28 protein-coding genes, 1 tRNA gene and 1 pseudogene are annotated in these 26,068 nt (G+C 40.2%); 5 read left to right on the top strand and 25 right to left on the bottom strand.

Annotated features, from left to right (window positions below):
• Positions 1-60: 60 nt before the first annotated feature.
• The 12 genes from FGQ85_RS10205 to FGQ85_RS10155 form a co-directional block, all read right to left on the bottom strand.
• Positions 61-933 (bottom strand): VirB6/TrbL-like conjugal transfer protein, CD1112 family, encoded by an 873-nt coding sequence (locus tag FGQ85_RS10205; protein WP_138373380.1) that lies wholly within the window; start codon positions 931-933, stop codon positions 61-63.
• A 19-nt stretch (positions 934-952) separates the two neighbouring features.
• Positions 953-1,168 carry a Maff2 family mobile element protein gene (locus tag FGQ85_RS10200; RefSeq protein ID WP_005334815.1) on the bottom strand — a complete coding sequence of 72 codons (216 nt, stop codon included), beginning with the start codon at positions 1,166-1,168 and terminating at the stop codon, positions 953-955.
• Between the two features lie 141 nt (positions 1,169-1,309).
• Positions 1,310-1,849, bottom strand: coding sequence for a hypothetical protein (locus FGQ85_RS10195; protein ID WP_171027935.1), 540 nt, complete (start codon positions 1,847-1,849; stop codon positions 1,310-1,312).
• Complete coding sequence (locus FGQ85_RS10190) at positions 1,836-3,668, bottom strand: VirD4-like conjugal transfer protein, CD1115 family (RefSeq protein ID WP_138373378.1); 1,833 nt, start codon at positions 3,666-3,668, stop codon at positions 1,836-1,838. Before FGQ85_RS10190 ends, FGQ85_RS10195 begins: the two co-directional genes overlap by 14 nt.
• On the bottom strand, positions 3,665-4,228 hold the full coding sequence (locus tag FGQ85_RS10185; RefSeq protein ID WP_055163285.1) for a PcfB family protein: 564 nt from the start codon (positions 4,226-4,228) through the stop codon (positions 3,665-3,667). The genes FGQ85_RS10190 and FGQ85_RS10185 overlap by 4 nt, the downstream gene beginning before the upstream one ends.
• Entirely contained in the window at positions 4,229-4,507 is a 279-nt protein-coding gene (locus FGQ85_RS10180; protein ID WP_055183036.1) for a hypothetical protein, read from the bottom strand. It lies immediately after the preceding gene.
• Complete coding sequence (locus tag FGQ85_RS18380; RefSeq protein ID WP_171027933.1) at positions 4,497-4,640, bottom strand: hypothetical protein; 144 nt, start codon at positions 4,638-4,640, stop codon at positions 4,497-4,499. The genes FGQ85_RS10180 and FGQ85_RS18380 overlap by 11 nt, the downstream gene beginning before the upstream one ends.
• A 68-nt stretch (positions 4,641-4,708) precedes the next feature.
• Entirely contained in the window at positions 4,709-9,964 is a 5,256-nt protein-coding gene (locus FGQ85_RS10175) for a SpaA isopeptide-forming pilin-related protein (RefSeq protein ID WP_347563086.1), read from the bottom strand.
• Between the two features lie 478 nt (positions 9,965-10,442).
• Positions 10,443-11,063 (bottom strand): sigma-70 family RNA polymerase sigma factor, encoded by a 621-nt coding sequence (locus FGQ85_RS10170; protein ID WP_226820970.1) that lies wholly within the window; start codon positions 11,061-11,063, stop codon positions 10,443-10,445.
• Positions 11,064-11,721: 658 nt separating this feature from the next.
• The gene (locus tag FGQ85_RS10165; protein WP_005334838.1) at positions 11,722-11,949 is read right to left on the bottom strand and encodes a hypothetical protein; all 228 of its coding nucleotides are present in this window, start codon (positions 11,947-11,949) and stop codon (positions 11,722-11,724) included.
• A 234-nt stretch (positions 11,950-12,183) separates the two neighbouring features.
• Positions 12,184-12,600, bottom strand: coding sequence for a hypothetical protein (locus FGQ85_RS10160; protein WP_226969580.1), 417 nt, complete (start codon positions 12,598-12,600; stop codon positions 12,184-12,186).
• A gap of 14 nt (positions 12,601-12,614) precedes the next feature.
• A complete protein-coding gene (locus tag FGQ85_RS10155; protein WP_138373383.1) occupies positions 12,615-13,937 on the bottom strand; it encodes a DNA repair protein in 1,323 nt (440 codons plus the stop codon).
• A 253-nt stretch (positions 13,938-14,190) separates the two neighbouring features.
• Here FGQ85_RS10155 and FGQ85_RS10150 point away from each other — a divergent pair, with 253 nt between their 5' ends.
• The 3 genes from FGQ85_RS10150 to FGQ85_RS10140 all read left to right on the top strand — a co-directional run bounded on the left by FGQ85_RS10150 (position 14,191) and on the right by FGQ85_RS10140 (position 15,937).
• Positions 14,191-14,610 (top strand): helix-turn-helix transcriptional regulator, encoded by a 420-nt coding sequence (locus FGQ85_RS10150; protein ID WP_033126080.1) that lies wholly within the window; start codon positions 14,191-14,193, stop codon positions 14,608-14,610.
• Between the two features lie 92 nt (positions 14,611-14,702).
• Positions 14,703-15,218, top strand: coding sequence for an ImmA/IrrE family metallo-endopeptidase (locus FGQ85_RS10145; RefSeq protein ID WP_225876977.1), 516 nt, complete (start codon positions 14,703-14,705; stop codon positions 15,216-15,218).
• 65 nt (positions 15,219-15,283) lie between these two features.
• Complete coding sequence (locus tag FGQ85_RS10140; protein WP_055148845.1) at positions 15,284-15,937, top strand: CpXC domain-containing protein; 654 nt, start codon at positions 15,284-15,286, stop codon at positions 15,935-15,937.
• Between the two features lie 102 nt (positions 15,938-16,039).
• Here the strand turns inward: FGQ85_RS10140 and FGQ85_RS10135 are convergent, their stop codons facing one another.
• The gene (locus FGQ85_RS10135; protein ID WP_008392833.1) at positions 16,040-16,249 is read right to left on the bottom strand and encodes a DUF6219 family protein; all 210 of its coding nucleotides are present in this window, start codon (positions 16,247-16,249) and stop codon (positions 16,040-16,042) included.
• Between the two features lie 45 nt (positions 16,250-16,294).
• On the opposite strand from FGQ85_RS10135, the gene FGQ85_RS10130 reads away from it, so the two are divergent.
• Both FGQ85_RS10130 and FGQ85_RS19180 read left to right on the top strand, forming a co-directional pair.
• Positions 16,295-16,588, top strand: a complete 294-nt coding sequence (locus FGQ85_RS10130; protein WP_081016920.1) for a penicillin-binding transpeptidase domain-containing protein — start codon at positions 16,295-16,297, stop codon at positions 16,586-16,588.
• Positions 16,585-16,641, top strand: a pseudogene (locus FGQ85_RS19180) (hypothetical protein); the annotation flags it as partial. The gene FGQ85_RS10130 and the pseudogene FGQ85_RS19180, both read left to right, overlap by 4 nt.
• A 73-nt stretch (positions 16,642-16,714) precedes the next feature.
• Here FGQ85_RS19180 and FGQ85_RS10125 read toward each other — a convergent pair.
• The 12 genes from FGQ85_RS10125 to FGQ85_RS10065 all read right to left on the bottom strand — a co-directional run bounded on the left by FGQ85_RS10125 (position 16,715) and on the right by FGQ85_RS10065 (position 26,030).
• Positions 16,715-17,590 (bottom strand): ABC transporter ATP-binding protein, encoded by an 876-nt coding sequence (locus FGQ85_RS10125; RefSeq protein WP_015521697.1) that lies wholly within the window; start codon positions 17,588-17,590, stop codon positions 16,715-16,717.
• Between the two features lie 4 nt (positions 17,591-17,594).
• Positions 17,595-18,254, bottom strand: coding sequence for a hypothetical protein (locus tag FGQ85_RS10120; RefSeq protein ID WP_015521696.1), 660 nt, complete (start codon positions 18,252-18,254; stop codon positions 17,595-17,597).
• Entirely contained in the window at positions 18,255-19,319 is a 1,065-nt protein-coding gene (locus FGQ85_RS10115) for an ABC transporter permease subunit (RefSeq protein ID WP_022037030.1), read from the bottom strand. It lies immediately after the preceding gene.
• Positions 19,320-19,402: 83 nt separating this feature from the next.
• Positions 19,403-20,584 carry a HAMP domain-containing sensor histidine kinase gene (locus FGQ85_RS10110; RefSeq protein ID WP_025580964.1) on the bottom strand — a complete coding sequence of 394 codons (1,182 nt, stop codon included), beginning with the start codon at positions 20,582-20,584 and terminating at the stop codon, positions 19,403-19,405.
• On the bottom strand, positions 20,572-21,246 hold the full coding sequence (locus FGQ85_RS10105; protein ID WP_025580965.1) for a response regulator transcription factor: 675 nt from the start codon (positions 21,244-21,246) through the stop codon (positions 20,572-20,574). Before FGQ85_RS10105 ends, FGQ85_RS10110 begins: the two co-directional genes overlap by 13 nt.
• A gap of 117 nt (positions 21,247-21,363) precedes the next feature.
• Positions 21,364-21,576: a hypothetical protein gene (locus FGQ85_RS10100; RefSeq protein ID WP_330489969.1), complete on the bottom strand. Its 213-nt coding sequence runs from the start codon at positions 21,574-21,576 to the stop codon at positions 21,364-21,366.
• Positions 21,577-21,589: 13 nt separating this feature from the next.
• Positions 21,590-21,886, bottom strand: a complete 297-nt coding sequence (locus FGQ85_RS10095) for a hypothetical protein (protein ID WP_005349852.1) — start codon at positions 21,884-21,886, stop codon at positions 21,590-21,592.
• 9 nt (positions 21,887-21,895) lie between these two features.
• Positions 21,896-22,894, bottom strand: a complete 999-nt coding sequence (locus FGQ85_RS10090; RefSeq protein WP_101872286.1) for a DUF6017 domain-containing protein — start codon at positions 22,892-22,894, stop codon at positions 21,896-21,898.
• 78 nt (positions 22,895-22,972) lie between these two features.
• A complete protein-coding gene (locus FGQ85_RS10085; protein WP_138373376.1) occupies positions 22,973-23,875 on the bottom strand; it encodes a ParB/RepB/Spo0J family partition protein in 903 nt (300 codons plus the stop codon).
• Positions 23,865-24,650: an AAA family ATPase gene (locus FGQ85_RS10080; RefSeq protein ID WP_055163322.1), complete on the bottom strand. Its 786-nt coding sequence runs from the start codon at positions 24,648-24,650 to the stop codon at positions 23,865-23,867. Before FGQ85_RS10080 ends, FGQ85_RS10085 begins: the two co-directional genes overlap by 11 nt.
• A 14-nt stretch (positions 24,651-24,664) precedes the next feature.
• Positions 24,665-25,534: a ParB/RepB/Spo0J family partition protein gene (locus FGQ85_RS10075; protein ID WP_055225867.1), complete on the bottom strand. Its 870-nt coding sequence runs from the start codon at positions 25,532-25,534 to the stop codon at positions 24,665-24,667.
• A 422-nt stretch (positions 25,535-25,956) separates the two neighbouring features.
• Positions 25,957-26,030, bottom strand: a tRNA-Arg gene (locus FGQ85_RS10065).
• Positions 26,031-26,068: the final 38 nt, after the last annotated feature.

The following is a 26,068-nucleotide window of genomic DNA, read 5'->3' as shown; positions in this document are numbered from 1 at the left end:
TACTTTCTTGCTAAACATGGTGTAAAAACCGGCTTCAGCAGAATTTATCGGTCTTATTTTTTACGAGGCATTAAATATCGACTTACTTAAGGATGCCGTCTTAAAGAGGCTGTAACATAAGATCACTGTGTAAGCCATAACGCCAAATAATGAAGAACTCAGATTATCTGAATACTGGATACCTGCAACAAGCACTGCATAGATTGCAACGCATACCATCATCAGAAATGCCTGAAAAGCCAGGGCAAAGAGTCCTCTGAAATAATTCGTGCCGATCTGTCCCCATTCTCTGTTACTCATAGTTGCGAATGGAATCGGCGCAACTGAGGTATATAGGTAAATCTCTATCATACGTCCATACATGATCACTGTGATCAGTACAGACAGGATTCTCATACAGAAGCCGGCGATAAGGGTTTCCAGCGCCAATACAACAAGTTCTCCGATTTCCATACTTTCCAGTGTTGCGGAAAGATCCGTCAATGCCGAAGAAATATCAATGGCGGTACTTCCTGTGATAACACCGGCCGCAGAATTAACTACGTGCTGGCCCACATCGAATACCGCCATTGTGATCGTAAATGTGTTACTCACCAGATATACAGCGATCCACATTTTTACGAAGTACTTGAAAAACATCCAGGTATCAATATCATGCATGTTGTTGCGCTCGGTCAGCATAGAAATCAATTCGTAGCAGAGTACGAGTGTGATAATAATACCTGCGATCGGCATGATTACGGAATCTGATAAGTTCCGGATCATACTGAATATGCTGCCGTTCCACCCTTGCGGGGTCTGTCCAACCTGGGTAGCGATCTCACCGGTCTTTTGATTGACATCAGTAAACATCGTGTCCAGGTTGGAAGTGATCATCTCGGTTAAGAGTTCCCTCATCCATTCCTCAATCGCATCAAAAATCTGACTGAACATGGATCTCTACTCCTTTCTTTTAACCAAATAATCCACTCAGAAGCGGGATCAGCTGTGTTCCGATCAGGATAACACCACCACCGCTCATCAGCTGTTTAATTCCCTGGGATTTTGCACCCGGGTTGTCGTTTCCATAACCTTCCATCAGGTTGATTACGCCCCAGACACCAAGACCGGCACCGATTGCAACGACCAGTGTCTGAAGGATATTGATTGCACTGCTAAAAAAAGCCATAATCAAATGTATGAACAAACGCTTTTTCTTATGGTCTGTAAGCGTTTGGCTCTACTCCTTTCCCTTTTATTCAGACCTTTTTTACACCTGCTAAGTAACAGGGTGCTCGAATTTTTTCTTTCATATAGCCTCCCTTCATGTTTATTCGATGGATTCTAAGTAAAATAAGAACTCTTCAACATCAATTCCTGTATCATAAAAATCATCAAGGTTATGATCCAGATTTCGATATTCCACAAATCCATCACTGCCTTCATATCTAATGCACTGGATTATGACAAAGTCTCCATTTTCTAAAAGCCAGAATTCTTTGGTAGCTGCGATTATGATTCCCCCCTGAAAAGTTTCCTGCGTTTCCATATCCAGACAGACTCCTGCATAATCGAAAATACCAATTTCTAAGTCAAATAAATCCTTTTCGTCACTATTTTTTCCACAGACTATAAGCGGCATAGTCTTATTTTTTTCCAAATATTCAAATAAACTGTCCGCATACCGATCCATTGCACATTCAATGACTCCATCCTCTTTCACCTCTGTAAGACCAACATCTATATAGTTAGCTAATCTCAATGTATTCATGGATTCAAACCAGTGTTTTAATTTGTATTTGAATAATTCCTTCTGATAGTGTTTTTCATTTAATCTACTTTTTGCTGTGTTTGTATTAAGTCTCATCATTTTCTCCTTCCTCAGCTTCAATCGCTGATATGTCTTCTTGTGTTACAGTTACTTCATACATTTCAAATTCTGTATCTTCCGACATCACCAGTCGGTGTGCCAGATATTTTTCTACATCAAACGCATTATTCTTATTGAAATCGGCAAGCTCCTTGTACCGTTTATGCTTTGTGATGTCATATTTGTTGCTTAAAAACGGCCGGACTCCTCGAAGCTGTAAGATACATTTTTCTCCGTCCATGACCGCCAGCTCATCTCTACTCATCAGTTCTTTTCCAGTCTTTTGATAATTCAGCCCATAGGAGCGGTTGCTGCCTCTGGTGTCTGATGTGTTGTAAAGATCAATGGTTTCCTTTCCCAGAGTTTCTGATATTTCTTTCAGTGTGGAACTTTCCTTTCCACCCAGGAAAAGAACAGTGTCACAGTTGCCTGTAATCGTCTCAGCAGCATCCTTATAGATGGTTTTCAGCTGAGATTGTGACTGCAAGATGATAGAAGCTGAGATTTCCCTGCTTCGGATCGTAGCAATCAATTTGTCGAATTTTGGAATCTGTCCGATATTACTGAACTCATCAAGAAGCAGCCGTACATGATAAGGGAGCCTGCCTCCATGCTCATCATCCGCTTTATCACAAAGCAGGTTAAAGAGCTGGGTGTACATAATCGCTACCACAAAGTTGAATGTGTCATCGGTATCACTGATGATGACAAACATGGCTGTTCTCTGATCGCCGATCATATCCAGTTCCATTTCGTCATAGGACATGATTTCTCTTAGTTCCTGAATATCAAATGGTGCAAGTCTGGCACCACAGGAAATCAAAATCGATTTTGCAGTTTTGCCGGCAGCAAGCTTGTACTTGCGATATTGCCTTACTGCAAAGTGTTCCGGATTTTCTGCTTCCAGTTCTTCAAACAATTCATCCACCGCATTTTTAAATTCTTCATCATCCTCCCTGGTCTCACTAGCATTGATAAATTCCAACAAAGTAGAAAAGTTCTGTTCTTCCTCTGGTGCTTCATACCAGATGTATCCGATCAGTGCAGAATACAACAGACGTTCGGCCTTCACCCAGAAATCTTCGGTTGATTTTTCACCTTCACCTTTGGTATTTGCAATAATGGTATTGACCAGTTTCAAGATATCTTTCTCGCTCCGGATATAATGGAACGGATTGTAATGCATGGACTTTTTAAAGTTGATTGTATTTAGCACCTTGATCCGGTAGCCTCCATTTACCAGCATCTTCCCGCATTCAACAATGATCGTTCCCTTCGGATCAGTGACCACATAGGATACGTGATCTGTCATCTGCATAAGGTTCGGCTTCACATAGAATCTTGTCTTACCGGATCCGGAACCACCGATGACAATCACATTCTTATTTCTGGCATACTTTGGTGCTTTTGGTCGGCTGTTCATGGTCAGACGTTCTGTTTCTGTGAGGATGACATTGTTCTCAAAGACCGGATCCATGAAGGGTTCGATATCTTTTCTGTTTCCCCATCTTGCAGATCCATACTCCACACCCTGCCGGAACTTCTTTGCGTTTTTAGAACGATAGTAGACAACCAGTTTTAATGCACTTGCAACCAGAACACCTACTGTAAGGTCCTGCAAAGCGATACTTGGCAGCCAGCTTAAAAATGCCAGTCGAAAATTGACTAACATCACGCCAAGTCTCTGGACCATGCTTTCTCCCAGGCAATGCCGGTACAGCCAGGATCCTTTATCTGCTACATAGAAGATAAAGAAATATGGGAGATTTAAGATCACCAGCCGTTTGACCTGGATCTTCTGTAATTTCTCCCGCATCATCGTTCCTGACCTCTGGATTTTTGTCTCTGCTTCACACGCTGGCGGTGCTTTGCTTTTCTTTCTACAGATTTCTGCAGTTTCTTTCTGACCGATGGTTTCTTCACCTGTTTCTTTTTCAGTTCTACTCCGGCATATTCCCGGAAAGCCGCTGTCATCACATCCACATCTTTAGCCTTAAAGAAGACCAGATATTTCGGTGGATCCGCACCGACTTCTTTTTTCAGGCTGTAATCAATCCCGTATTTTCTTGCCACACGGTCAAAGGATTTGATATTTTCATCTGTGATCTTTATGTTGGAAAGCTGTACTCCCTGTGCATTCAGCTGCTTGATGGTCTGCTTTCCATGTGGCTTTTTCTTTTCAATCTTTTTTCGGGCTTTTTCCCTTCCTTTCTCCTGGGCCCGTCCGGTCTTTTCAGCCATTTTCACCTGCGTTGCTTTCTGTTTCCTCCGGTTGTCCATTTCCAGGAACTTCCGAAGGGCTGCTTTTAGCACACTGGCAGTGATCTTGACTCCCTGGATGCTCAGGCTGATCACTTTCTGATTTACTTCTTCCTGCAATTACCCACGTCCTTTCTTTCCTTTCATTTCAGAATGAAGACGGGCAATACAATATCCGATACATGGAACATGTTTTCCATACGGACAGCCACCACATGGTGTTGTTTTTACTGCTTTTTTCTTTTCCGGAAGCAGATAGTGGCACTGTTTCAAGCTACAGCCTTTCTTTTTGCCTCCCCACCAGTAACAGTACTTGCAGGACCATGGCTTTTCTTCGCTGTACTTTCTTCCCTCAATAGCTGCATTTGGTTCTATAATCAGATCTTTATTAGTCTTCATTCTGTTCTTCCTCTTTTCTCATGATTTCTGTCAGTTTTTTCTCTGCCTGACTTCCGGCAACAATGAGACAATACAAAACTGTAAATATTGCCGCTGCTCCCAGAAGAGCAACAAAAATAATGATATTTCTCATGGTTTCTCCCATCTAAAAAAGCGTCCACAGATTCCTTTCGGTTTCCATGAACGCTCATTCTTATTTGATTAGTGTTTCTTTTTTCTCATAAATGCAACGGCTCCTGTACCAGTCGCACCAATGCCGAGAAGCATAAACCACAGCCACAGATTGGTGTTATCCCCAGTCTTTGGTGAATCACTGACAGGTTTTCCACCTTCCGGTGTCTTTTCTGCCGGTTTTTCCTCATCTACCATGGTTACATGCTGTACTTCACTAGTATCCTTTACTTCGAATTCCACATCTTTTGCAACCAGATAGCCATCCGGTGCTGTTTCTTCACGGAGAGTGTATTTTCCGATTGGAAGCATTTCGATGTAATGTGCTTTCTCTGTACTGGTCCAGCTTTCGACAACTTTTCCATCCTGATCAAGGATTGTGAGTTTCGCTCCCGGAAGTTCTTTTCCGGCGATATCCTGTTTGGAGATTTTCACCTTCGTCACATCATCCTTCATCTCAACTTTCTGCACATCGCCAGTATCTTTGATCGTGAATTTCACGCTTTCAGCTGTCACATAACCATCGGCAGGTTTTGTTTCAACCAGTGTGTATTCTTTTCCGACAGTCAGCTCACGGATCACATGTGCTTCTTTACCGGAAGTCCATTCATCCACGATATTTCCATCAGCATCTACCACTTTCAGCTTACATCCTGGAAGTTCTTTTCCGGTTGTCAGACTGGATTTGGTAAATTCAACGACGGTTGGCTGATTATCAAAGGTAAAATCATAAGTGACTGTCGGCTGATCTTCACCTGCATACTCAAAGGTAAATTCCTTTACTTCATCGTTGGTTACGAATCCGTCCGGTGCATAGAGCTCTTTTACATAGTAAGTTGCTCCTATTGGAAGATCTGCAACAAATGTGATCTTTCCTTCTTCATCCGTAGATTTCAGCTCAATGATCTCATCGGCTTCGATCAGGACTTTACCTGTTGTCTCAGACTTAATGTCTTCTTTGGCAAATAATCCAAAGATAGCGCCTTCCAATGTACGGTCAGAATCTTTTTCTTTCTTAAGTACATTGACTTCTACTCTCTGGCGGTTGTTCTGCCAGTCTTTGTCATAGACTACAACTGGTGTATTCTGATCCACGTAAGTCAGATCTACATGACGGATCTCACCATCCAGTACATGACCGTAAGCAGTTCCTGTTTCTTTCACATAGTATTTACCAAGTGGAAGATTTTCCAGTTTTGCAATACCGGTTTCATCTGTCTTGATCGTTGCGATCAGTTCATCCTTTTTATAGTAATCGTCACTGACGCCATCGGCAGCCTTAATGTCTTCCTCAGCATAGACTTCAAACGTAACATCTGTCAGTTTTCCGGTTACATAGTTGAAAATGTGTTCCACCACACCTTTGACCTTATCGGCCAGCGTAACAGAATCCAGAAATTCTCCCTTTTTGTTGATGATGAGTTCACCAACCGGTACCTCGTCCTTCATTTCCATTTTCTGAACCTCTCCGGTATCTTTGACTGTGAATGTCACATCATTGGCTACCAGATAACCATGCGGTGCAAACTCTTCATGTAGGGTATAAGTCTCACCCACTTTCAGATATTTGATCACATGCGGTGCATCTTTGGAAGATGTCCAGCTATCTACTACATTTCCATCTTTATCCGTTACTTTCAGATAAGCTCCATCCAGTTCTACACCGGTTGTTGCATCTGATTTTGTGATCTCAACAGTTGTCGGCTGGTTCTTCTTTACGGATTTTAATGTTACTGTCTGTACATCCTGCCCCTGATAAGAAGCATCAAATCTCAGTACTTCATCCGAAGATACGAATCCATCTGGTGCTTTCAGTTCTTTTACATAATAGCTTCCAAGTGGAAGATCCAGTGTACATGCTGCCTGACCTTTTTCATCAGAAGTCATTTCCTGTAAAAGAGTATCTGCTTTGACGATTACTTTTCCATCTTTCGTCTGAATGTCTTTTGCATTGTAAATACCGAACACTGCTCCGGCTACTGTATTGCCTGTCTCAGCATCCTGTTTTTCGACAGTAATCGACACTTTCTGTCGTTCATCTGTGACAGAGATTTCTTTCTCGATCACTGCAGTATCCTGATCCGCATAAGCAAATTCGACATTTTCCAGCACGGTATTTAACACATAAGTGTCCGGTGCATTCTTCTCTTTAACATAGTACCTGCCAAGTGGAAGATTCTTTACGGTTGCATAACCATCTGCATCCGTTGTGACGGTTGCTACCAGTGCATCCTTTGCAAAATACAGAGTTCTCTGTCCATCTGCATCTACCTGATGATCGGCAGTATAAATATCCTCTGCCGCATAGACTTCAAATTCAGCACCTGCAAGTCCAGCCATTTCATACTGGAAGTCCTTATCAAATCCCTTTAACACTTCACCCTGTTTATAGATCTTTAACTGACCTTTGACCGGGGCATTGGTATATTCCACATCAATGACTGCATCTCCTGTGACAGGATCGGTCAGATAAGCAGTATCTGTATCAACTGCAACTGTCACATAGTTTTTGGATATTGTGTACCCATCGGGTGCCGTCACTTCCTCAATCCGGTAGTTACCAGGTTTCAGATTCTTTGGCAGTACCAGGTATCCTTCCTCGTTTGTGAAATAAGATTTGTGTACTGTTGGCTTCGGATAGGATGTTGTCTGTTCCACATATTTCTGGTTATCCAGGTCGTATACCTTGAACTCAGTATTTGCCAGGAGTACAGATTTCTGTGTTTCTGCATCCTTTTTGATAATCTTTAATTTTGCTTTGAATTCTTTATCCAGAAGCACTCGCCATGTCTGCGGTGTATCCGGATAATTCTCTGTGATCTTCACTACAAAATCATCAACCGGTGCATAGTTGTGTTTGCTTGTGGTTTCTCTTACCACATAAGTTCCATATGGAAGCGGAATCGATCTTGCATATCCTTTTTCATCGGTAAACATTTCTGTCTGTCCATCTGCAGTCAGTACAACCGGTCTGGCTGAATCAAAATCATAACTTCCATCTGCCTTTACTTTCAGATCACTGACAAGCCATGCTGAAAAACCAACTCCCTTAAGAAGATCTGCATCGGTCTTTCCGTTGTTTGCTGCCTTAATGATCTGGAATGGCTGTTTGACGACAGTTTCTTTACATACAGAAGTTCTTTCTACTGTCGGAACAGTAGCACCTTCGTAAGTACAGTCCACATCATGTTCTGTCGGATCCAGTACGTATCCCACCGGAGCACTAAGCTCTTTCAGATAATACTTTCCAAGATAGAGATCCGATACAGAAGCTTCGCCATTCTTATCCGTTGTCAGGGATGTGATCAGGGTGTCTTTCTTATGGATTGTTCCGGTTCTTCCATCCGGATGAACAATGTCTTCCCTTGCATAAAGACCATATACCGCACCTTCCAGTGTTGCATCACCCTGGGCTTCATTGCCTGTCTCAGCATCCTGTTTTGCAATGTTGAGCTTTGCATTTACTCGTTTGTCCGTTACATTTTTAGTCGTTGTCTTTCCGATAGCAAGAGTCACATTATAAGACTTTGTATCGATCTGATACCCTGTTGGAACAGAGATTTCTTTCAGATAAACAACTTCCTGTGTCTTTTCCATTGTGAGCTGTGAAGCACCATTCTGATCAGTTGCAGGCATCTCTGCAATCAGCTTTGTACATGCAGCATCGGAATAAATCCCGTACACTGCACCAGCCAGTGCGTTGCCTGTATCCTGGTCTTTCTTTACAATGGATACCTTGCATTCTTTTGTCCAGGTTACTTTAAAATCCACATATTTCTCATTTCCGACACCTTCACCGAAAACAAGAGCCAGGTCCTGTGTTCCAGATCCTGTTACAATCTTGTAAGCAGAGTATTCTTTATCAATGCTTCCCTTCATCCGAGAAGAAAATGTAGCACTGACGCTCTCTGCCTGATCAAGTGGTGCTGTCAGATAAAACTGTGTACCTCCACTGATTTCTACACTTGCTCCTGCAGCACTGGTTTTACCGGTTGTCACATTTACAAGCTTTACACCGCTTGGCAACTTAAATGTGATTGTCTGCAGTTTATCTGCTTTGAATGTGATCACGCTTGTTCGCTGGCTGTTTCCTTCCACATAAGCCTTTACATTAGATTCGGAAAAGCTCATATCTACAGACGGAATGTCCGGCATATTTACACAATAATTGTAAAGCTCCATTGCCAGGTTCTTTCCTGTTGCATTGGTTCCGGATGCCCAGTCACTGGATCCATTTGCATAAGCTGCTGCAAGATGGGTAATGATGAATCTCTTTCCTGCCGGAAAATCCGGATGTTTCTCATCGAAGAAACCATTCTCATCACTTGCTTTTGTTCCGTAATAGCAGACCTTTGCAAGTGTCTTTCCATCGGCAAGTTTCTGGATTGTATAAGTTCCATTTCCCGGTCCTTTTTTCGATGGTTCAACACAGTATGCTGTCGCATTGATGCTTCCCCATTTCACATAATATGGACAAGTCAGATAAGAACCTAATCCATAATCTGCGTAATAGTACCAGGAACCGGCTGTGACTGTGACTGATTTTGTTCCTGTTTCACCGGAAGCAAGCATCATTGGCATATCAAAAGTAATACTTTCGCCTGCTTCAAGATCTGCAAGAGCAACTTCCTGGTCAACAGCTTCCTGCATAACCTCTGAGAGTGTGATCCCTGTTTCCGGATCAACGGTCTCCTGATTCTCCGTTGCTTCGATCTCTGCATCAAATTCTTTTTCTGTCAGTTCTGTTTTGCTCTCCGTTTTAGCATCACCAGTTTCCTCTGTAGACGAGCCAGCCTCAGAATCCTCTGTTTCTGTCTCATCGGAAGAACCAGCATCCTGATCAGAAGAACTTTCTGACTGCGAATCTTTCTGCTGATCCGCTTCTTTTACCACGATCTTTCGATTGATCTGGTAGGTTGGGTGATCCGTTGTCTGTGGTTCTACATAATAGACTGCCTTATAGGAATTGGCATAATCGGTAGAAAAGTCATTCCCGTCCGTATCTTTTGCTTCCTGAAATGTAACTTTTACTTTGCTGTCATCCTGGATCGTAAGACCGGTATAATCACTCTTTACATCGAAATTGTCTCCAACCTTGATCTCATAATCCTTTGCAGTTACCACTTCATCTTCATCCAGCTGATCCTTGATCTCCTCATAATACGGAATCTTTTTTACAGATCCGGCATCATCAGAAGCATAGGCAACTGCGGGAGAGAGTACCGTCGATAGAACCGTTACTGCAGTCAATAAACCGGACATCACCCTGCGTGCTTTCTTTTTCACGTTCATTCTCTTAAATCCTTCCTTTCTGATTTTTTGTGTATGGTTATCTGTTCGTGTCTGCGTATTATCTTTTATACGAAGATGATCGCCTCCTTTCCTGAAATTTGCGCTATTTGGGACAGTCAGCACAAGCTGAGATAACAGCACAAATATATGGCGGTACCTGTTTATCACAAATACCGCCACATGATTTCTATTGTCATCCTCTTTTCAGATTCAGACATTTTATTTTGATTTAAGATTTAAGCGTTTTCCTGTTTTCTTTCCCGAATCCGTTCCTATATCAGTTTCCATCTCTGATACGTTTTCTTCTGGCAGACACGCAGCTTTTCGCTCTATGCATGTTCAAACCGAATATCACTCCGGGCAGGCTATTCATTTTTCAAGGTACATGAAGGTGTTCTATGCAAACCCTTCATATAACGAAACGCTGAGAGCCTGTTTTACAGTGGTCTGATTCAATTTTTTTGAAATTTTTTTAAAATTCTTCGTTTTCCGCCTTTTTTTTCATCGTTTTTAATGCCCTGTTCAGGAGGTCATTTACACTCTGCTGTTTGATTCCCAGGTAATCTGCAACATCCTGCTGACGCATTTCCTCGAAATAAACCAGATTGAGTACCGTCTTTTGTCTCTCTGTTAACTCTTTGATCAAAGCGTTCAGAATTTCTCTGTCGATAACATCGTCAACAAAATCTTTTGAAGATCCTCTCATAATCTCCGCATCATCTGTAACATCGCTGTTAGAAAATACACCATGATTGGTGCTGATTTTGCTCTGGCTGTATGCCATACGGTCTTCAGCCTCCATCAGCAGACGGATATACCAGTTTTCATTATCAAAGAACTCTTTATTGAATTCCTTGTTATCACCAGTTACACTCACATATTCATAGTCATCACAACTATGAAGTGGAAATACGGTTGATTGATTTCCTGCTGTATAAAGTACATATCCGTGATCATAAACAGAGATTGTTGTATCTGCATTGATCATTTCCTTTACTACAACTTTGTGTTCCTTCAAGGATTTCACGCTTGGGATTCTCTTCTCCACATCAGCAACTTTCACGATTTTCTTCAGTTCTTTTAATGTCAACATAATGACCACCTTTCTGCCTTTCGGCTCCGGGTGGTCCATTCCATCTTTTATAAAATTCCTGCACAGACATAAAGAACTGCAGCACAAGAGATCACGAACTCACCCGTTTTTTTTGAACGGGAGTCCGTGACTCCTTTGTAACGCATGTATCTGCGTTTAGATTAAGTTTGCCAGATTGCCTGGCTTATTCAGTTGCTATGTGCATCTTCTGATTTATTCTCTGTTTGCTCTTTGCGAAACATGGAATAATCGCCCATAGCATCGTAAGGACAATGCCTTACAAATTCCTGGTATTCGATTTCAGTCATCTTTGTTTCCTCCTTTGTGTCATATTATCAAAATCTCTATTTACAATTATTTTTGCAAAAAAGAATTCAACCTCTATATAACGAAACGCTGAGAGCCTGTTTTACAGTGGGGTACGACAAAAAATTTAAAAATTTTTCGAAATACGTCAAAAAAGCCCGACAAAACAAATACTTCAACAATCTCCAAAACCAGAAAATACTTCTGATCTTGCAGTGTATCCGTAAATGTTTTGCCGGGCTCTTAGTGATTCCAGTCAGGTTCAGCTCCTTGACAAACTCTTACTGCCTGGTGCGTTCTTGATGGTTCCTGCCAAATCCAACGCTTACTACAGACAGCTCATTCTATTCTGTTATGATCCCTGATTCATCATCTTTCGGGAATACGTCCGCATCCTGGACTTTAATTGTTCATCTCGGATGTGGATCGGACGAACCGACACCATATCATCCTTTACAAATATCTCCAATGTACTGCGACATTTTTTGCACTCCACTTCTGAATCGCTTTGTGCGCTCTTTTCAATAAATGCTCCACATACAGAGCAGTGTACATGCCATTTAATAGCACCTGATCCCATATAGGCTTCCTCCTTTAAGCAATAAGATATTTCTCCATTTATTACTCAACGGACCAAAGGGAAATCAAATCCGCCTTATGAGCATCATGCCATCCATTCCGTAAGTGCCAAAGCTACACGAACAGCACGATTTCTATTCTGATCAGATCTGCTTTGTCGATCTGTGCATCCTTTTTTATCCTTTCACCAGCTACCACTCACTCTTTCCGGTATAAAAAATTCCGCTGTGATTAATTAACATGATATTTCAATAGTTTCAAATACATCACCAGTTAGATCACAGATGTCCTGGATCTGAATCTCGGTATCATCAATCCGTAAGTGGACTGATGGATCAAAAAATTCTACGGTTCCGGATAATGTATGGTACTGTCCAACTGACGGATCCTTCCAGGATTTTTGAAAATAAGTTGCCTGTATCTTCATCCCATATGCCAGGATCCTTAATTTCATATCCAACTCATTTTTCTTTTCCTCAGATAAATCTCTTTTTGGTTCATAAATGATTTCCTGTTGCCGGATTGTTTCATCCAGTCCACGAAGTGCCGCAAATGGAGCAAACTGTTTTGCCCTGCGTCCTACATCCATGGGATGTCTCCTGGAAACCGGTCTTGGTAAATATAAATACGGTTGATATGCACTTGCCAGCACTTTTTGCACCTCCTCTAAGCACGGTGACCACCTATTTGTTCATTGCGTTCTCGATACGTAGAACACTCTAGCAGGTTAGATCCACGCATGATTGCATTCTTTCCATAACGCTGCTTTACATTCAATACTGCTTCCTGCAAATGTCGTTCCTTATCGGTCTGTTTTGGATCATCAAACAGGCTGTACTGCACATAACTTTCAGGAGCAACCCTGTTCGCACACACCTCGATTCTTCGAATTCCGATATATCTGTCTGCAATCCTGAGATATAAATCTTCCACTGCATCCATGATTTTTTTTGAACTGTTACTTTCTCTTTCGAGTTTTACAGTTCCTTTGGATGCCTCATGCTCATACCTGTGGTCATATGCGATCCATAAGGTGAGGGAGCTTGTTACCAATCCTTTTTCAAACAGATCCAGAATCAGGTTGTCTGTCATTTCCCTTACAATCACAAGGGCCTCTTCAAATGAGTAATTTCGCATCAGCACCTGGCCATTTGAAAGGCTGTGTTCCTCCGAATGATAGTTCTTGATGTCACTCATCCGGCATGTTTCATAGCCCCATGCATGATCGATCAACAGCTCTGCATCAATCCCAAACATCTTATACAGCCAATCCTCGGATCTTAAAGAAGCCATTGCAATATCGCCCATCGTATGGATCCCGTAACCGGCCAGTTTTTTTTCAGTCCGAGACCCAATCCTCCAGAAATCACTTAATGGTTTATGATCCCATAGCTGCTCTCTGTAAGAAAATTCATTCAGAATTCCGATATGGTCATCCACATGCTTTGCTACGATATCCATTGCAATCTTAGCAAGGTACAGATTGGTTCCCACTCCTGCGGTTGCAGTGATACCAGTTTCCTCCATGACTGCCTGCATAAGCTTTACCGCCATTTCTTTTGCAGTGAGATGATAAAGCTGCAGATAGTTTGTCACATCAATAAAACATTCATCGACACTGTACACATGGATATCTTCTTTTGAGACATACCGCAGATAGATTCCATAGATTTTTGCGGAATAATCCATGTACAGCTGCATCCTCGGCATGGCTGTAATGTACTTCACACAATCCGGTATCTCATGGATCCGGCACCGGTTCTTGATGCCAAGCGCCTTCATGGCCGGAGTGATTGCCAGGCAGATTGTTGACTTTGATCTGGTAGGATCTGCAACCACCAGGTTTGTTTTAAATGGATTCAGCCCACGTTCTACGCATTCTACAGAAGCATAAAAGGACTTCAGATCAATACAGATAATAGAAGTCTGATCCTGACTCACATTGCCACCTCCCATACGTCTTTCCTCTTTTTGTAACATGTATCCCATTTTGACTATCAATGATTGTCTATCCTTCCTGTTTTCATTGAATTACAGGAAATTCATTTCACATATCCATTGACAAAAGAGGAAATATTGTGTATCTTATAGGAAAGATGTTTCCCTTATCTGTGATTCACATTATAGGAGAGATATTTCCCTTTGTCAAGATTAATTTTTAATTTTTAGGAGACACATTTCCCGTTTTGCCTTGAGGCGGCTAATGAAACTTATAAGACAAGGCTTAGAAAGAGGTATGTTTATGACATTCGGTGAAAAAGTAAGATCATTAAGAAAAGAAAAAAAGATGAGTCAGCAGGAACTGGCCAGTATGGTTGGTGTTTCATATAGGACCATTCGATCCTGGGAAGTAGAAGGACGTTTTCCAAAACAAAATGTTCTGTATCAGAAACTGGCAGATGCATTACAGTGTGACGTTTCTTATCTCATGAGTGAGAATGAAGCTTTTATCACAGAAGCATCCGAACAGTTTGGTAACCGTGGTGCCAGACAGGCTCAGCAGATTCTGGAACAGGCTGCAGCTATGTTTGCCGGTGGATCACTGACAGACGAAGATAAAATAGCTTTTATGGATGAGATCCAGAGCCTTTATCTGGATTCCAAAAGACGTGCAAAGAAATTTACACCGAAAAAATATCTGAAAAACCAAGAGGAAAAATAATAGAAGGCGGGATTATTATACACCTAATCTGTTACCTTATAGTTACAAGGATATTTCTGCCCTTTTTATTTTTTACTTTTGAGGTGATTTATTTGAGAAACACTTACATATATACAGAAACAAAGAAATTAATCAAGAAATATGGAACCCGAGATCCATTTGAGATCATGGATCAGATGAACATTGTGGTCGGTGAAACTTCCAGATATAAGACACTGAAAGGATACTGTTTTATGAGCTGTAAGACAATCTATGTCATGATCAGCAGTTTCCTTTCAGAAGAAGAAAAGATGATCGTTGCCGCCCATGAATTAGGGCATATCATCCTGCATCGTTCCCAGCTGAAAATGGCTCCAATGCAAGATGATACCCTCTACAATATGACGGATAATACAGAATACCAGGCCAATCTGTTTGCTGCCGATCTTCTGATTGATGATGAGGAGATTGAAGATATGGTTCAGAACGAAGACCTGGATTATTTCGGACTCTGCAGCTCTTTGAATGCGACTCCGGAACTCATGAGCTTTAAACTATACAGCCTGACAAAACGAGGCCAGGCTTATCATATGCCGATGGAGATACAGAGTAATTTTCTGGCGAAATAATAGCGGATAAGATTATTCTACAATAGAAAAACTATAGATTTATCTCACTGAAAGGAGGATCATTTATGTCAAGACATCATATAGAAAAGGTAACTTGTCCTTCCTGCCATCATGAGGGAGATTTTGAGCTCTGGGACAGTATTAATACTGCACTGGATCCTGAAATGAAAGAGAAGGTACTTAATCAATCTATTTTCCTTTATACCTGCCCGAGCTGTGGAGAGACCTTTCGTTTAAACTACTCCACACTCTATCACCAGATGGAAGATCTTGTCATGATTTATCTGGTTCCTGAATCAGAAGTAAAGAAGACATATGAAATATTTTATGAAAAAAATGCTTTGGCTGATTATCGTACCGAAAAGTACTTATACCGGATTGTGACATCAGCAAATCAGCTCGTTGAAAAGATCCAGATCTTTGATGCAGATAAAGATGACAGGGTAATGGAACTTGTTAAATTACTTGCGACAGATTCTATTCTCAAAAATGATCCCGATATAGAATTTGATGAACTGCGCTTTGCTGTCGACGACGACGGAACAAATATTCTTGTAATCATTAATAAGGGTGAGATTACTGGTGCAGTTGACATTGACAATATGTATGAATTTGCTTCTTCACACTGCAATGATTTCAAGGATCTCCGCGATGATGATGAAATAGTTATCAATAGGGAGTGGATCCTTAACAAACTTGCCGAAGCAGAAAACGAATAGTATATTTGGTGGCTACACCCCCAAGCCCCTGTAGAATAAATAACGCCAGTACTGGATATCAAAAATCCCGCACCGGCGTTATTTATTAAAATATTTTGTTTTTTAATCTTCAACACTCTCTACTGAAACTTCTTTTTTCTTCCTACTTTTACCAGAAATCATCTTGTGTCCTGTATAAATAGCCATAATCATGCAAAGCAAAGAACTTGCTGCAAAGTACTTATGGCCTTCTTTTGATCCCTTATAACCTGTATAAAAAGTTCCAAGCATTGTAATCAGTGCACCGATAGACCAATATTTATGTGATTTCATTCAGATACCTCCTGCCGTTTTTCTTAATCATATACCTTTTAAAAGATATATACAAACTGGTATTTTGAATCAATCGACAAGCAGCTCGGATCTTCCACTATAAATTCATACCTTCAGCAAATAGGATATGGCAATAAAAATATATCCGGAGATTTCTCTTCCTACTGGATGCAGTCATCCTTAAAGATTTCACCAGTAGAACAAGTTGAACTTTTGAAAAATTTATATCGAAACAACTTCAACTTTACTCCTGCTAATATTCATGCCGTCAAAAATTCCATCCATCTTACCGCCTCTGAAAATGGAGAATTTATGGAAAAACCGGAACCGGACGAGTGAACGGGCAGGATATAAATGGCTGGTTTATAGGTTTTATAGAAAGCCAAAATAATACATACTTTTTCTCCACAAATATTCAAAGCAAACAACGTGCAACTGGTAGTAAAGCATCAGATGGTGCTTTATCTACTCGTATTGATTCGTCACATAAATATAAGCATCTTCCAACGTTGCAGGAATTGACATACACTCCAATTCTGGCTGTATTTCAGAAATCACTCTTAACTGCAATCCCCCCTCAACATACTGTTTAGATGTAATACGATACTTCTGTTCCACTTCTCTTGCTTTTCTCTCATCAGGTACTTTGCAAATCCAGATTTTCCCCTGTGCTTCTTCTGTCAAATTCTTCATAGAACCCGCATACAGAAATCGACCTTTATGCATAATTGCAAGCTGATTGCAGGTGGCAGCTAAGTCTTCTACCACATGAGTTGAAAACAAAACCGTTCTGTTTTCAGAAAAATCTACTAACAAATTGCGGATGCGAATACGTTCCTCCGGATCTAAACCGGTAGTTGGCTCATCCACAATTAAAAATTCCGGTTCATTTAAAAGCGCCTGCACCAATCCTACCCGTCGCTTCATACCGCCTGATAACTGCTTCATTTTCTTCTTACGATGTTCTATAAGACTGGTCTTTTTCAAATAATAATCTATCCGCTTTCTACATTCTGCTTTCGGAACACCTGCCAGATCTCCCATATACTCCAAACACTCCTGAACCGTCAAATTAGGATACAGTTCAATTTCCTGTGGTAAATACCCTATCTTTCTTTGGATTTTTTCATAGTTTCCTTCGCTATACAAAATTCCGTCTAATGTAACCATTCCGTTTGTAGGTTTAAGCACAGTGGTCAAAACTCTCATCAAAGTTGTCTTTCCCGCTCCATTTTCTCCCAATAGTCCAAATATCCCATTTGGTATATCTAAATCTGCATGGTCGATTGCTGTGACACTATTCTTAAATCTTACCGTTAAATCCTCAATATGAATACTCATAAATTTACCCTCTCTTTCTTACGATCTTCGGCAATGCCAGTAACAAAATCAGTCCGATACAAATACACAAGCCTTTCCCATACAGCCATGTAATATCGGCAGTATTTTCTATATCTCTAAAAGAATAAGAAAACAGATTCCATGCTCCAAAAAGTTTATCTCCACCTGTGGAATTTGTTGCTACCCATATCAAAAGACTGCTTCCAATTCCCATCCACATATTGCGAAAAAGCATAGACAATGTATTAGCCAATATTCCCCAAAAGAAAATAGTTACTACAATCGCCCCAAAACAGGTAATAAACTGAAGTATTTCACTTTCTGTTACTGGATGTGTAATTGGTTTCTGAAACGCAAAAAACAATCCATATCCAAGAACAGCGAGCAGCAGCAAAAAAGTTCCCTGTATCATCAGTCTCTGTATAATAGAATAGATTCTCTTTTTTATCTGATACAGTCTCTGAACTTCGGAACGGTTGCTTGTAATTTCCTGCACATAAGTATCTGCACAAAAAACAGCAGTCAATATCGCAAAAGGCGGCTCTATGGATAGTCCTATTTCATACGTGAAAACAACTGCACGAATCACACTTAAAATTACAACAAAGGATACTGCATAAGCAATTTTATAAAATGGCAGAACAATCTTCATTTCCTTCTTCATTTATATTCGCCTCCGCTTCCAAATCTGTATCGAAATCAGTATAATTACTACCGATACAATAATAAGAAAACTTTGATTTAAGAGCGCCATCGGGGGCGGTGTCGTATCAAAAAGCTGCCCCGGAAATCGTACCATGATTGCCAAAGGTTTGCCCCAATATCCGTAAACTCCCTCTGCATTAGTTCCGCCCAAATTGGAATACACCATATAAAGAATCAAAAGTGGTACACCCGGAAGTGGATTTTTAAATATGAGTGAAATCAATGTATATATACTCACAATCATCAGCATATTAGGCAATATATAAAGTACCGTAGAAGCCACAAAATCCCATAGTCGCACTTCAAATCCACTATCCTTTGTATAGATGCGGCACAATACCCAAAACAGTATATTCAAAATAGTTAGCACAAGCAAACAAATTGTAAATCCTGCACTCACTTTTCCCATTACATACTTCCCGGCAGTCACAGGCTTTGTATGCAACAATTCATAAGTATGCTTTTTTGTATCTTGTAAAAATAAAACCGCCAACATAATAATTGCAAAAAACACCATATACAGACCCGCAAAATCAGCAAATTTTCTTGCGTAATAAAAAGAAAATGTCTTATCTTCCAATTTTTTATCTAGATATGCGTTGATTTCTTCTGCCGTTCCCTTATAATACGTACTGTCCTCGTATAAATACCTTGCCCCGTACCAGTCATATTCCTGCTCCAAATACGCATAGGCCTCTTTTAAATTCATGCTTTCCAGCTTTTCAATGACATTCTGTGCTTCTGAATCCGTCAATCCAAACACATCCGTTAATTTTATTTTTACCTTTTCATGCCATACCTCTCTGTGCTTTTCAGGCGTGGCTGGAATATAGCCCTCATACACTTCTCCTTCAACCGAAGTGTTGGACTGATCATTGATGATTTCCTCCCCCGTTGTAAGATAATGTGTGGTTAAATATGGACTTGTCGCATTAAACACACCATAAATCACAAGCAGAACACCTACCCAAAATAACGGTCGCTTTAGATAATTCCTAATCTCTCTTTTAAAAATAGCAATCATACGTATTCCTCCTTTCCTTCGTTATAGACATCATAAAATATAAATCACAACAAAAAGACAACAGCATAAAAAAATCGGACCGCTCATGCAATCCGATGAAATACTGCTGTTATTACAGCTCCACTCTGTTTTTCATTTTCTATCAGTAACTGACCACCATGCTTTTCACAATACAATCTGCTGATATACATGCCCATTCCTGAATGTTTCAAACTGTCTTTCACATTTTGCTGATAAAAAAGCTCTGTTGCCTTTTGCTTATCTATTGTAAATCCCACTCCATCATCCTTTATTCTGATCTGTAATTCAGAACAGGTAAGAAACACTTCCATTTCCACTTTTGTCTTGGCGTAACGAAAGGCATTTGACAAAAGGTTTTCTATAACCTCTAAAATCACTTCCTTATCTCCTGAAAATTTTTCTTCTGTTTCCGAACATTCTAATTCATATAGCTTTCCAAATTTTTTCCTAAACACGTTCATCTCTGCCCGTACGTCTATTTCTACCTGTTTACTGGTAATTTCTTCTGCTACTAACTCCCTTGTATCTAAACTGCTCATCTTTCGCATAGTTTCCACAAAGATATCCATACGTTCAATCTGTTTTTTGCTTTCATTTACCATTTCTAAGGCTTGCTCCATATTTATCTCTTTCTTCGGAAGATATTCTGAAAGCATTTCCTGATACCCCTCCAGCACAGAGAGCGGAGAACGTATATCATGTGCAATGGCAGCCCGCAAAGCCTTTTCTTCCTCAAGCATTTTCCATAACTGTTGATTATTCTCTGCCAGCTGTCCTCTCATTCGTTCAAACTCTTTGCACAATCCGCCCATCTCATCTTCATTTTCATAAGTGATATGGAAATCTAAATTATTTCGACCAACTTGTCGGGAAGCCAGTTCTAATTCTTCGATAGGGCATTTCAGTTTATGCTTATAAAAAAGAAATACCGCTATAATACTCCCTGCAACAGATACGATAAGCACTGTAAATGTCTGAAGAAAATCACATATTTCCGATACATGATAATCAAATTCTTTCATTTCATAAGAATGTGGTCTCGGAACATCTGGCAAATACCTTCTACCATCCCCTTCAGCCATTTCAAAATATTCTTCTTGGTCTACATAATTCCACCAAATGTTGTTTTGTACTGTGCTTGCTATTCGCATAATTAGTGCTGAAAGATAAAAACTAATTATTAAACTAATTATCATATACAAAACAATGGTTTTCCTTAACGAAAGATTTTTTATTTTGCCCATTTATATCCCCTCCCCCATACCGTTGCAATATATTCGTGTTCCGAATACATTTTCATTTTCTTGCGGATTCTGCGAATCAACTCCGTAACCACCCGGCTGTCCCCTTCTGCATCATATCCGCCAATCTTCTCATAGATTCGTTCTTTATCAAATACCATTTCAGGGTTCATAGACAAAAATTCTATGATCTCATACTCTAATTTCGTAAGCTCTAAAGCATTCCCTTTAATATGTACACATTTACTGGCATAGTCAATCACTAATTCTCCATAAAACCTTTGTTCTTTTTTCCTATGTAAACGTTCTTCACGTTTCAAATGGGCAATAATTCTAGCATCTAATTCTTTCAAACTGAATGGTTTTAAAACATAATCATCACCACCAGACAACAATCCCATTACTCGATCCTGTTCTTCTACTTTTGCAGTCAAAAAAATAATCGGACAGGAAACCATATCTCTGATTCTTCTGCACACTTCAATTCCGTCCATTCCCGGCATATTTACGTCCAATAAAATAATATCGGGATTTGCACTTATCTTTTCCATTGCTTCTATGCCATTTTCTGCAATCATTACCGTATAATTCTTCAATGTAAAGTATTGATTCAGCATTTTTAGCAATTCTCTATCATCATCAACCATTAAAATTTTATAGTTCATAAATTTCACCTCTGGCTCTAATGTTATCTTTTCCTTATAGTATAGCTTATAAAAAACAACAAATAAACAACAATTCCTAAAAGGCAACAGCCTTTCTAAACTGCCGCCTTTTCTCCTTCATTTTATTTCCATTTTTGGGACAACATCATACAGGGTTGGTGCCTGATGACTTAATTTTACTCCATTTTCATTTGCATCTTTAAGCAGATTCTTAACTTTTTCTCTTGAGTTCTCCGGTACTTTCATGTACTCCCAGATAAATGCTACCACATCGGACGGTGTGTCTTTTTTTAGTGGTGGTAACTGAATATAATCATTGTTTTCGCTCATTTTCATGTTCTCCTCACGATATAATAAAATCAATAATACGTTCTCTTGTCATGTCCAGTACAGTATCTACAAACACTCCTGCAAACAGGATCAGATACAGAATTACACTCAGCGAAAATAGAAATGCAACCTGTACCCAGTCATGATAACAGTATGCAGTCGCTATAATCAATAAAGTGAATATAAATCCAAGGATCCCTCTGACAACCGCATAAGTCTGTACTGTCATTTTTACTGCCAGGCCGATCACAAAAAGGATCAGCCATACCGGCAGTAATAATATCTTCCCAACAAGTTTTAAAATAAACATGTGCACCTCCTATCTTACCAGTCCTGGCATATCATGGTTCACCTCTGCCTGATAATACCCGTTCATCGTTGACGGTGCATTAAACAAAGCTGCTAATAAATATTTCTTGATGTTCTTCACCTTTGTGGTGTTACCACTCATACAGTGTAAGACATACTCGATATGTGAATAGGTCAGCATCAGAAATTTTTTCTTCACCAGTGATGCCGGATACCAGTTGCTGGCAATCAAGATCTTGTCATTTTTACACATCACAGTCTCTACAATCAGGTTCACGATTTCATCTACCTGCCGCATATCGTCACGATGGGTTACTTCCAGTGATTCATAATCAATGGTCTCTTTGACAAGGTTTTCATAAGCCTGATAATCCTCAGAGCGATTATCGCTATCAAATCTTTTCTCATCCACAGATATGATATGATTAGATTTATTATCATTCATTTCAGTATCACTAAGATTAGTATTATTAGGGTTTGAAATGTAAACTTCTTGAAGTTTGTTTTCGGGACTTCTAGAAGTTTGATTTTGGGACTTCATGAAGTTTGAATTGTAAACTTCTGCGGGTTCCTCATTTTCCACAGAAGTTTGTTTTTTAAACTTCTTTAATTCCTCTTCAAATTTTTTCTCATCTGTTTTCTCAGGCATAAAGGTTTTCACGTAGATGACGTTTACCTTTCCAAATCCCTGTCTGCGTTTCTCAATCAGGCCAATCCCTGTTTCGTCATCCAGTTCTCTCATGGATTTGATGGCTTTATTTCTGCCACAGTTCAGTAATTCCATGATATCTTCGATGGAAAAGTAGATATATGCTCTATTTTTGTCGTCAAACCACTGATTCTTGATGGAAAGAGACATTCGATCCAACATCAGTCCATATAAAATTTTAGCATCGCTTGATAAATCTTTAAAGTAACTGTCTGTAAATAATGCTTTTGGTATGCGGTAGAAGCTGAACTGATCAGCTTCAGTACCGTAAAAATAATTAAATGTCATTTTTTTCTCCATAATTTCCTCCTTTCATTTTCTGCTAAGAAGTCCTCTTTTTAAACTTCTTTGACTTTGTTTTCTTAGCTTTTTCTATCCTTAACAGGACTGTTCCTGCATCCATTTTTCTAATAATGATTCAATCACCTGTTCCATATCTTTGGCTGTATAATCATCCGGAAAGTACTTTGTCAGTTTCTTTTCTGAGAAGGTAAGAGACCGGGATACTTTCTTTGCCATCACACAGTTATTGAAAATCGATAACATCTGGATCTGATTGATTGGTCCATCATTCAGCTGATTTCTGAGTGCTGCAATCTGCTTTGGCTTGATAAATCCGGTGTCGCGGATATATTCGTAGATCCATTCCTGTACTTCCTTATCGATATAGGAGATATCGACAGCAACCGTGAATTGAAGCTTTTTGTTATCTACCAGATCAAGAAGTTCCGGAATTAATTCTGTCAGTCGGATATACCGCTGAACACTTCGTGCACTTTCTCCAACCTGTTCTCCTAATAACTGATCTGTTCTCGACTTCGTGCCACTTTGGCACAAAGTTAAATCTGTCCGACTCCCCTGTCTTTTCATTGCATCAAGTTTCATCTTATAAGCAAAGGCTTTCTCACTGGGCAACAGTTCCTCTCGCTGAATGTTAGCATCCACCATCGCCACAATGGCATCATCATCTGATAATTCTCTTACGATTGCCGGAATAGTTGTGAGTCCTGCAAGCTGTGCTGCATGCATTCTTCTGTGACCGGATACCATTTCATATTCTTCATTTTCATCCATGCGAAGCAGTACCGGAGTCAGCACTCCATTAATCTTTACGCTTTCTACCAAGTCCTGCATCTTTTCATCATCCAGCACCTTGAACGGATGATTTTTAAATGGATGGATCTTACTGATCTCTATCTCCATTGCAGATTCTTCATTTACCACACCAAGCAATTCATCAATACTAGCCAGTTTAATCTTTTCGCCACTTCTATTTTTCATTATTCAAAACCTCCTGTGTCAATTTCATATATGCCTCAGCAACTTTTCCTTTCGGACAGTGCATGTAGATACTTTTTCCCTCTGCACTGGTCTCAGCTGCTTTTACGGACATCGGAATCACATTTTCAAATACTTCTATCTGGCTTCCGTATGTTGTATGTACTCTCGATGCAATGTCCCTTGCGTAATTGGTTCTGAAATCTACCATAGTCAACAGAATGCCCTCTATCGCCAGTTTCCGGTTCAGTCTTTTCTTTACTGTAAGAATGGTCTTGATCAGCTGCTGAAGTCCTTTAACAGGCAGATATGCAGCCTGCACAGGTATCAGAACAGAATCAGAAGAGACCAGTGCATTGATCGTCATCATACCAAGGCTCGGCATACAGTCGATCAGGATATAATCGTATCGGCATCTTATCGCATCGATATATTCCTTCATGATCATTTCTCTGCTCATAACATTTCCCATCGTTACTTCCAATGCGGAAAGCTCAATATTTGCCGGAAGAAGATCTACATTTTCCTGGTGATGTAAGATCCCATCTTCTAAAGAGATTTCTTCTTCGTTGATGACATCCATCATGATCGTTGCCAGTGTGATGCGAAGATCATCCGGTTCCTCATACCCAAGACTTGCTGTTAAACTTCCCTGTGGATCCGCGTCGATCAGCAACACTTTCTTTCCTTCTCTTGCCAGTCCAATGCCTACATTTACGGTTGTGGTGGTCTTTCCGACGCCACCTTTCTGGTTTACTACGGATATAACTTTACACATGATTTCTTCCTCCTTTAACTTTCCCATGATTCTTTTTTCCATAATTTCAACAGTGCCAGTATTTCCCGTTTCATCATTGCCGGTGTATAAGAATTTGGAAAATACTTGTGCAACTGCTCGTTTGTGAATGCCACTCTTGTGATCTCACCCTTTTTCACTTCACACATGATCTCTTCCATCTTTTCCAGTGACAACTGTTTTTCTTTACTCAGTTGCCGGATCCTCTGGGCCTGTGAGAGTGATGGGATCGCCTGTGCATACTCCATTGCTACAAGCAATTCCTTTTGCTCTTTTTCACTTAATGCTGCTATCTCTACAGCCGGACAAAAAGAAATAATCTCATCATCCAGTTTCTGCAGCATTTCCGGTATCAGTTTTGTCAGTGAGATATAACGCTGCACTTGTTTTGGACTATCACCACAATCCTCGCTGATGATCTCTATTGCCCGCTTTCTTGGTGTTTTGTGGTCAACTTGGCTCTTTTTTCGACCACTTTTTCTTTTCAATACGTCATTCTTCAGTTTGTAAGCAAAAGCTTTTTCACTGTAGCTGATCCGTTCTCTGTGAAGATTGGAATCTACCATGCTCAAGATGGAATCATCTTCACTTAATACCCGGATGATTACCGGTACTTTACGGTATCCCAATTTCTCCGCAGCATGTTTTCTTCTGTGACCGGATATGATCTCATAGTATCCATCCGGTACTGGTCTGACGATTAGCGGATTTAAAATTCCATACTTCTCAATGCTTTCCTGCAAAAGAAACATTTCCTTATCATCTTTTACCTGAAACGGGTGCTCTTTGAACGGACGAAGACGCTCAATCTCAATTTCTATGATTCTTTCTTCGTTTTCTCCTGATTGTCTGTTTGGCTCAGTCATCTTGACTCCTTTCCTCCAGGATTCAGGAAATAAAAAATGCCTGCCTGGAACTTTTATAGATAGTAAAGTTCCAAACAGACATTGCTGTTTGACCATTAGCTGTAGCTAATAGAATTGAATACTGTTTCAGCTAATTCATGTTTGCAAGTTTGGGAGAGATTGTTTCTTTTCCCGCCTTTTCTCTGATTTACATCCCCGAATAAGAGGTGACAACGGAGCGGAACCCAAATGTTAGCTGGACTTCTTAAAACCCATGTTTGCAAACCGGTAATTTTGATTAGCTGTCAGCTAACAAAAATCGGATTGCGTTAGCTAGAAATTGATCATTTTGAATGGAATTTTGTGTCACGAACGTGATTTGAAAATAACAAAAGCGTTCGTTGTCAGCTAATCCAGCTAACATTTTCGAACGCTTTGAAGCCCGTCGCCAAGAGGATTTGAACCTCCGACCCCTCGCTTAGGAGGCGAGTGCTCTATCCAGCTGAGCTATGACGACACATGCCGCAAACCCTTGATTTTACTGGGTTTCTGGGA

It is taken from the genome of Pseudoflavonifractor sp. BSD2780061688st1 E11, assembly GCF_005844125.1.
Taxonomy (GTDB): Bacteria; Bacillota; Clostridia; order Lachnospirales; family Lachnospiraceae; genus Sellimonas; species Sellimonas catena.
Note: the sequence above shows the minus strand (reverse complement) of the source record. Positions and strands in the feature narration are given on the sequence as shown.